The sequence below is a fragment of the Serratia sp. ASV30 genome, from assembly GCF_016428815.1.
Lineage (GTDB): Bacteria > Pseudomonadota > Gammaproteobacteria > Enterobacterales > Enterobacteriaceae > Chania > Chania fonticola_C.
Genome location: NZ_JAELTL010000271.1, coordinates 1 through 301 on the forward strand (window position 1 = coordinate 1; position 301 = coordinate 301).

A 301-nucleotide genomic window follows, 5' to 3' on the forward strand; every position below is an offset into this window, starting at 1 on the left:
CACGGTCACCGTGACCGACAATGGCAATACCCTGGGCACCACCACGGTTGACGAGAACGGCAACTGGACGTTTACGCCAGATGCCCCGCTGGGCAACGGCGATCATAATCTGAGCACCACCGTCACCTGTCTCTTATACACATCTCCGAGCCCACGAGACAGGAGGTATCATCGCGTATGCCGTCTTCTGCTTGAAAATGGGGGGGGGGGGGGGGGGGGGGGGGGGGGGGGGGGGGGGGGGGGGGGGGGGGGGGGGGGGGGGGGGGGGGGGGGGGGGGGGGGGGGGGGGGGGGGGGGGGGG

Annotated in this window: 1 protein-coding gene; it reads left to right on the forward strand. The window is 71.1% G+C overall.

All coding sequences use genetic code 11. The annotated features are described in order from the left end of the window. Positions 1-301, forward strand: a 301-nt coding sequence (locus JHD74_RS26405; RefSeq protein ID WP_199063955.1) for an Ig-like domain-containing protein, incomplete at both ends; no start/stop codon positions are given.